The following is a 7,778-nucleotide window of genomic DNA, read 5'->3' as shown; positions in this document are numbered from 1 at the left end:
TCGGATTGACGTCCATAGATGTCCAGCTAACTTAGGTGGACAGCATGGTCTCCGGCTTGGCCTCTGATCTCAAGGTGGGGAGACTGGCCGCTTACGGTGCCGCAGCCATCGGCAGCCGCACGCTGAAGCCTTCATATTGCTTAGGATGACTCTTTGCGGGACGCATTGATTGAACGGCCAAGAAGCGTTGCCAACGTTCGGCTAACACAACTCTGTGACCGCAAGCTCTTCCTCTTCGGCCGATTCCGAGTAGAGGATTTCCGCCATCGTGCTGTTGCGTGCCGCGAGATTGCGCAACGATCACTCCAGAAACTCACCTCGGTGACGAATAGATGGACGAATGCCGGACCTTGTCATCGCCAAAGCCAGCACGGGCGAGGAAGGATCGAATGCGCTGCTCGTCGACCGCTTTCATTGACGGCGCCAGCATCACGTTAGTAATCAACTTCGTTGGCTCGAAGTCAACCAACCGATGATCTTGCTTATTCTCAGGTTCGATAATGGTCGCCCTAATTTCAGACTCGAATCGGAACGCGGTACGCTTCAGCATTAGTGCGTGAGCGACGTTGCGAGAGAGCTGCGCGCCTGCACCCAAGTCCCGAAGTCTCAGCGCCTCCTTCCGAAGCCCTACCGAAGGATGGTAGGCCACCCTTCCAATGTACGCCTTCGCCTTTCTAGGAGCCACATACTCCCTGAGCACTCCCACTAGTCGCCGGACTGTGGTCGTGAAGCGGACGACTGGCACGGTACCCGAGTGGTCATACATGCGCCAATACGGCTCGTCTCCGAACGCTGTCGTGGTACACCATCCGTATGCGTTAACGTCGGCCAGCTTGCTTCCGTCTCTGAACAGTTGTTCACACCACCAGTTTTCATAGGGGTCCGTCCACTTGTAGGGTGCGCAAAAGAAGAGCTTTCTCTGCTCAAGCATCTTTTGACCAAAGGGCTCCCATTGCATATAGCGATAGAGGACCTGAGATTCGACAAGATCTTCATCAACCCATACGCCTGACTTGCTCTTGGGACTTGCGAACACTTGGTCCCATTCCTTCGCTACGATGGGAATTGCCTTGACGGATGCTTTCACTTCTTGTTGTAGCTTTGTACGGTTGCAGACGGAGATGCGCTCAGCTTCCTTCTCGTAGACAGCTAACCGGTCACGATATTTGAACCCCGCCTCAAGTGGAGACGGCCGGCCCAGGCCCCATGGCGTCCCACTCCTTCTGCCGAGCGATCAGCCGAAGCTCATCGCGAGCCTTCCATGCGTCGTAAGCCACGCGGGCGGCCTCTTGGGTCCGACGAGACTCTTCTACCTCCGACCTAACAAGAGCTGTATTGCCTTGGTCGGACCCCAATGTGTCGCGCAGTTCCTTCATGATCTCGATGACCTTTACGGCCATGTCGCCGTACCAGCGCCGACGGTGGGCAAACCATGCGACGTTCCACGGGATAGGATCATCATGATCCCGATACCGCACCAACCGCCGTTCAAGTTCGTCCAGTTCAATCGGCAGGTCCAGAATTCGAGTCATGAGTCCGGGGTCTAGCGAAGTCCAACTAACCTTCCCCAACTCAAGCGGGCTGAATGCCGGCACGACGGTAACCGGCTCGAGAAACCTATCACCGTTGTCATAGCCAGCAGGCTGACCGTATTCATCAGTTCCGTCGTCTGAAGCCACGTTGCGACATTCCTGTGCCAGCCGACGAAGGTGAGAACTAACGAGTACAGCTAAGTACTTTGCCTCGCCTATGCGTGTCGCCTTTGCACTGCGCCACTGCGACAGACCGGTCAAAGCGCTACCGAAGAGGACGCCGATTAGGCCGACCCATCCGTCGCTGAGCTTGCTAAGTGATTCAAGGAGGCTGTTCATTGCTCACGGAGCTGAAAACATCGTTTGCGGCTGAGAGGGGAACCGAGGGCAGTTCTATTGCAGCGCACTTTCACCGGGATAGGCAGCCCGATGCATTGCCTCCACGTATCGGTGCCAGTCCTGCGCGCTCTCTCGAACAATGAAATCATCGGCATGACGTTCCAGGAGGTTCATGCTTGCTTGCACCTGAGCAGAAGCACCGGTGACTACGACGTAGCGCTTTAGATCGTTTGACCCCATGCGCTCCAGAGCTTGCACAAGGAGCAACGTCTTTGCTTGTGCCTCCTGTCGCTTGGATGATGGAGTGCTTAGCCGGAAATCAACGGTCTCCGTAATGTGGAGGCGCCCGTTCCTAAGGGCAAACTCTGCAAAAAGGCCAACGTCCGCATCGATCGGGAAGTTCGGAACGACAAGATGCTTCTCAATGTCACCGGGACTTGATCCCAGTATCTTCGCCTGTCGAAAGACCTGTCGAAGCTCGCTGTGCAAACGGCTTACCCGGGGATCTCTCAATCGCTTTTTGGTCGGGGCGGATACGAGGTCACGAAGAAGTTCGTCGAGCAGCGCTTCACATGCTTGCCCCTGTGCATCAATCATTCCGGCAGGGCTCAATGAAAGCCCCCCCCCTACGCTGAACATCCGAATTTGCTCTTCAATGGGTACCCGGGCCTCGTGAAGCCCCTTCAACGCTTCATTTAGGTTGTGGGCTTGGTCAAAGAGCCGATTGAGTCGGAAGTTCGGATCGAGCGCTAGCAACTTGCCCTGGTTCGAGGCAAACGAAACATGCGACCCATTGGGTGTGAACAGGACGACGCCAACATTCACAACCTCCTGGCGATGCAGATCAGGTTGGTACCTAACCAGCGAGAAGAAGAAGGTGTCGGAGTTCATAGCTGAGTCTTGATCCATGAGATGTGTGTGCCATTGGGGGGACCACCACCAGTTCACCAAGTCAACCACCTCCTGCGGCGACATCCAGCCCTCCGGAACAGAGTAAATGATGCCACGCCATGCGTTCTTAGACAGCATGCGGAGGCATTCCCAGGTATCAATTGCCTCCTGGGTCAGCACGACGCCGTGCCGCTTTGCCATAACGTAGTAGCCGTGGCTCTTGTCGTGGCTTGATTGCAAGTTGCTGCCTGGCCCGAACGATGGAGTTGGCAACGGCCAGCGAAAGAACCAAGCCCGAGAGAAGTCAATCGGTCGCAGAAGTTTTCCACCGCCTGCTTCAGTGAGCAGCCATTGGCCTTTGTGACGGTCCCCGTTGCCGATGAACAGGTCTAATACGAATGTGCCACTCACCACTTCTGGGTTGTCCGCCGATGCGCGCGACGTGGGAATGAACTCGCGCTCCAACACGTCGCCTTCGAGCCGCGAGCCAATCGCGTCCCGCCCGTCGGGCATGATGCAGTGCTCCCAATGGGGTATTGCGAGCTCCAAACATCTGGCTAAGCCGTGGCAGATCCACTCACTGGCCGGCATCAGTTTGTGCCAGCCGATACTGGCCTTCAACACGTAACGCTGCCCGCTCATTGCGATCCCTAGCCCCTGCGCGTCGGCGGTCGTAGGCAAGATTGCGGGATCGATCCGACGGATGCGCACGGGCAATAGACTGTTCTGAATCGTCGCCTCCACGAAATTTCCCCGACCTGTGAGGAGCACGGGTACCCCGGTCGGGTGTTGCAACTTGTATCATGGTACTCGACACGCGACCGGCCGGTTCTTGCCGTTTCGAGAGTGAATCTTGGTCGATCTCTGGGATTACTTCTGGGACCTCACCCAGGGATGGGCATCGAATCCCTCGCGTTGACCCACTAGATCCGGCGTCTGCAAGAACTCCTAAGGTCGCGATCTCTCTGATGCTGGTCCGCTATTCCGAGCGAAGCGGCTCTTAAAGTTGGTGACATCGAAGGACAGCAATCAGTCTAGATCGGTCCTCAGCCTCTGAATCCGCATACGGCCAAGGTCCACGCCCGCCGCCCAGCGCGCGCCTCTCATCCCCGAGAAGCAGCCCGCCCCGACCCCTTCGCCGGTGCCGGCTTCATCCGATCAAACAACTCGTAGATCGTCAGGCCCAGCCCATTGGCAATGACCTCCATGGCGTTGAGCGTCGGGTTGGCGCGCCCGTTCTCGATTCGGCTCAGGTAGGTCTGATAGAAGCCGCACTTCTCGCCAAACGCGGTCTGGCTCATGCCGGCCTCCTCGCGGAGGTTTCGCACGCATTCTCCGAACCGTTTTGTCACGCTTGATGCCACGGCCTCAACTGTCGGTGCTATGCTTTTATTCGCATAAACACTAATTCATATAGTGAAGGGAGGAAGCCATGGGATTGCTGAACATCCTGCGAAGAGAGCGCCTCGTCCGTCGAGCATCTGCACTCATCGAAAACAACCTGCCGATCGAGAACGGCCGGCGCTGGCAAGGGGCTGCGCGGAACGTCGGGCGGGCGACGGTCCTCGACCTATGGCGCAACAAGCCAGAACTGGCGAGGGCATTCGCATTGGCTACCCCTGCGCTGCTCGCGGCCGGGGCCCTCGCCGAGGCCTACCTGAACGCAGAGCGCGACGGCGATCCGCGAGCGGCCAGTGCGCTGCATGGCACGTTGCTGCAGCTCTGGCTTGCACACCGCGATCGCTTTTATCCGCTGCAGTGCCTCTCCGCGATTGACCGCCGCCTTTTCCACCAAGCTCGCTCTGTCTTGCGAGCTAGCTGGATCGTCGATACCGACTAGGCTGCCTGCAGCGATGTTTGTCGCCGTGGCGATGGAGAAATCACCCCGCCGACGGCAGCCGCGATTCCTCTTCATCCACCGCCGCGGGCTCCCCACGGTGCCCGCGCAACTTGCGCGACACGCGCAGCGTCCAGTTCTTCAGGTCGTCGATGTAGGTGAACACGGCCGGCACCACCAGCAGGCTGAGCACCGTGGAAGTGATCAGGCCGCCGATCACCGCCACCGCCATCGGCGAGCGGAAGCTCGAATCCGCCGCGCCCCAGCCCACCGCAATGGGCAGCATGCCCGCGCCCATGGCCAGCGTGGTCATGATGATGGGCCGCGCACGCTTGTGGCAGGCATCGCGCAGGGCTTCCATGCGCGTCATGCCGTGGTCGCGCCGCGCCACGATGGCGTACTCCACCAGCAGGATGGAGTTCTTGGTGGCGATGCCCATGAGCATGATCAGGCCGATCAGCGAAGGCATGGAGAAGGCCTTGTCGGCGATCAGTAAGCCCACGAAGGCACCGCCCAGCGCCAGCGGCAGCGCGGCCAGGATGGTGACGGGGTGCAGGAAGTCCTTGAACAGCAGCACCAGCACGATGTAGATGCACAGCACGCCAGTGAGCATGGCCAGGCCGAAGCTGGCGAACAGCTCGGTCATCATCTCCGCGTCGCCCACCTCGGCCACGCGCACGCCCGGCGGCAGGTTGCGGATGGAGGGCAGGGCGTCCACGGCGGTCTTCGCATCGCCCAGGCCCACGCCCGACAGCTCGATCTCGAAGTTGACGTTGCGCGAGCGGTCGTAGCGGTCGATGACGGCCGGGCCGCCCTCGTTGGTGAGCGTGGCCACCTGGTCGAGCATGACCGGGCCGCGCGCGCCGGGCACGGCGAGGCGGCCCAGCAGCGACAGGTCCTGCCGCGCCGAGTCCTCCAGCTTCACCACGATGGGCACCTGGCGCTGCGCCAGGTTGAGCTTGGGCAGGTTCTGGTCGTAGTCGCCCAGCGTGGCCACGCGCAGCGTCTCGGCGATGGCGGCGCTGGTCACGCCCAGGTCGGCGGCGCGGGCGAAGTCGGGCCGCACCGCGATCTCCGGGCGGATCAGGCTGGCGGTGGAGGTGATGTTGCCCAGGCCGGGAATGGTGCGCAGGTCCTTCTCCACCGCGCGGGCCGCGGTGTAGAGGTTGTGCGGATCGTCGCCGGTGAGCACCAGGATGTACTTCTCGCCCGAGCCGCCCAGGCCCACCGTGCTGCGCACGCCGGGCATGCTCTGCATGGCCGCGCGGATCTCGTTCTCGATCACCTGCTTGCGCGGCCGCTCGCCGCGCGGGTCGATCTGGATGGTGAGCGTGGCCTTGCGCGTCTCGGGCGTGCCGAAGCTGGCGAAGGGGTCGCCGCCGGCGCTGCCGCCGCCGATGGTGGTGTAGACGCTCTTCACGTGCTGCACGGCCATCACGCGCTTGCGGGTCTCCTCGGCCGCGGCCTGCGTCTGCGCCAGCGTGGCGCCCGGTGCGAGCGAGATGTAGACCTGCGTCTGCGAGTTGTCGTCCGGCGGGATGAAGCCGGTCTTGAGCAGCGGGATCATCGCCACCGAGCCGATGAAGAAGAGCGTGGCCATGACCATGGTGAGGAGCCGGTGCCGCACGCACCAGTCGCTCATGCGCATGTAGATGCGCAGCCATCCGGGCTCGTGCTCGGCCGTGACGATGGGCTTGAGCATGTAGGCCGCCATCATCGGCGTGAGCATCCGCGCCACCACAAGCGAGGCGAACACCGCCAGCGAGGCGGTCCAGCCGAACTGCTTGAAGAACTTGCCGGCCACGCCGCTCATGAAGGCGGTGGGCAGGAACACGGCGATGAGCGTGAAGGTGGTGGCGATCACCGCCAGCCCGATCTCGTCGGCCGCTTCCATGGCTGCCTGGTAGGGCGACTTGCCCATGCGCAGGTGGCGCACGATGTTCTCCACCTCCACGATGGCGTCGTCCACCAGGATGCCGATGACCAGCGAGAGCGCCAGCAGCGTCACCACGTTGATGGAGAAGCCCAGCTGGTGCATGCCGATGAAGGCGGGGATCACCGACATGGGCAGCGCCACCGCCGAGACGAAGGTGGCGCGCCAGTCGCGAAGGAAGAGCCACACCACCAGCACGGCGAGGATGGCCCCTTCGTACAGCAGGTGCAGCGAACCCACGTACTCTTCCTCGGCCGGGTCGACGAAGTTGAAGGCTTCGGTCAGCTGGATGTCGGGACGCTGCGCGCGCAGCTCGTCCAGGCGCTTCTGGATGGCGCGGCCCACTTCCACCTCGCTGGCGCCGCGGGCGCGGGCCACCTCGAAGCCCACCACCGGCTTGCCGTCGAGCAGGGCGGCGGCGCGCGGCTCGGCGATGGTGTCGCTGATGCGTGCGACCTGGTCGAGGCGAATGCGGCGGCCGTCCGTCAGCGGCACCTGGATGTTGCGCAGCTCGTCGGCCGAGGCCACGGTGGCCATGGTGCGCACCGGCTGCTCGCTGCCGCCCAGGTCGGTGCGGCCGCCGGCGCTTTCCACCTGCATCAGGCGCAGCTGGCGCGAGATGTCGGCGGCGGTGGCGCCCAGGGCCTGCAGCTTCTCGGGGTCCAGGTCGATGTGCACCTGGCGCGTGACGCCGCCCACGCGGTTGACTGCGCCCACGCCGGGAATGGCCAGCAGCATCTTGCTGATGTCGTTGTCCACGAACCAGGACAGCCCCTCGGCATCCATGCGCGAGGAGGCGATGGTGAAGGCCAGCACCGGCTGCGCCGCGAAGTCCAGCTTGGTGACCACCGGGTCGCGCAGGTCGGCCGGCAGGTCGGCACGCACGCGCTGCACGGCCGAGCGCACGTCGTCCACAGCTTCCTGCACCGGCTTTTCCAGGCGGAACTCGACGATGAGGTTGGCGGCGCCGTCCTGCACCTTGGTCGTGACGTGCTTGAGGCCCTGGATGGTCGCGATCGAGTTCTCGATCTTGCGCGCCACGTCGTTCTCCAGCTGCGAGGGCGCGGCACCGGGCAGCGCCGCCGTCACGGTGACGGTGGGCAGGTCGATGTCCGGGAAGTTCTGCACCTTCATCGCCTTGAACGAGAAGATACCGCCGAAGCTCAGCAGCACGAAGAGCATCAGCGCGGGAATCGGGTTGCGTATGGACCAGGCCGAGACGTTCATGGCGCGCTTTCTGGCTGGG

6 protein-coding genes are annotated in these 7,778 nt (G+C 62.2%); 1 reads left to right on the top strand and 5 read right to left on the bottom strand.

Annotation, left to right across the window (positions count from 1 at the left end):
• Nucleotides 1-313 precede the first annotated feature (313 nt).
• The 4 genes from BM345_RS11540 to BM345_RS11525 form a co-directional block, all read right to left on the bottom strand.
• Nucleotides 314-1,087, bottom strand: a complete 774-nt coding sequence (locus tag BM345_RS11540; RefSeq protein ID WP_139237502.1) for a hypothetical protein — start codon at nt 1,085-1,087, stop codon at nt 314-316.
• A gap of 91 nt (nt 1,088-1,178) precedes the next feature.
• Entirely contained in the window at nt 1,179-1,679 is a 501-nt protein-coding gene (locus BM345_RS11535) for a hypothetical protein (protein ID WP_093379399.1), read from the bottom strand.
• A 246-nt stretch (nt 1,680-1,925) separates the two neighbouring features.
• Nucleotides 1,926-3,506, bottom strand: a complete 1,581-nt coding sequence (locus tag BM345_RS11530) for a DUF3037 domain-containing protein (RefSeq protein ID WP_139237501.1) — start codon at nt 3,504-3,506, stop codon at nt 1,926-1,928.
• A gap of 359 nt (nt 3,507-3,865) precedes the next feature.
• Nucleotides 3,866-4,114: a helix-turn-helix domain-containing protein gene (locus BM345_RS11525; RefSeq protein ID WP_302847526.1), complete on the bottom strand. Its 249-nt coding sequence runs from the start codon at nt 4,112-4,114 to the stop codon at nt 3,866-3,868.
• A gap of 80 nt (nt 4,115-4,194) precedes the next feature.
• Between BM345_RS11525 and BM345_RS11520 the strand changes: the two genes are divergently transcribed.
• Nucleotides 4,195-4,602, top strand: a complete 408-nt coding sequence (locus tag BM345_RS11520) for a hypothetical protein (protein WP_093379391.1) — start codon at nt 4,195-4,197, stop codon at nt 4,600-4,602.
• Nucleotides 4,603-4,642: 40 nt separating this feature from the next.
• Here the strand turns inward: BM345_RS11520 and BM345_RS11515 are convergent, their stop codons facing one another.
• The gene (locus BM345_RS11515) at nt 4,643-7,759 is read right to left on the bottom strand and encodes an efflux RND transporter permease subunit (RefSeq protein WP_093379389.1); all 3,117 of its coding nucleotides are present in this window, start codon (nt 7,757-7,759) and stop codon (nt 4,643-4,645) included.
• Nucleotides 7,760-7,778 lie beyond the last annotated feature (19 nt).

The sequence above is a fragment of the Variovorax sp. OV329 genome (assembly GCF_900114785.1).
In the GTDB taxonomy this organism is placed as follows: Bacteria; Pseudomonadota; Gammaproteobacteria; order Burkholderiales; family Burkholderiaceae_C; genus Variovorax.
The sequence above is the reverse complement of the archived record's forward strand: the minus strand, read 5'-3'. Positions and strand labels throughout refer to the sequence as shown.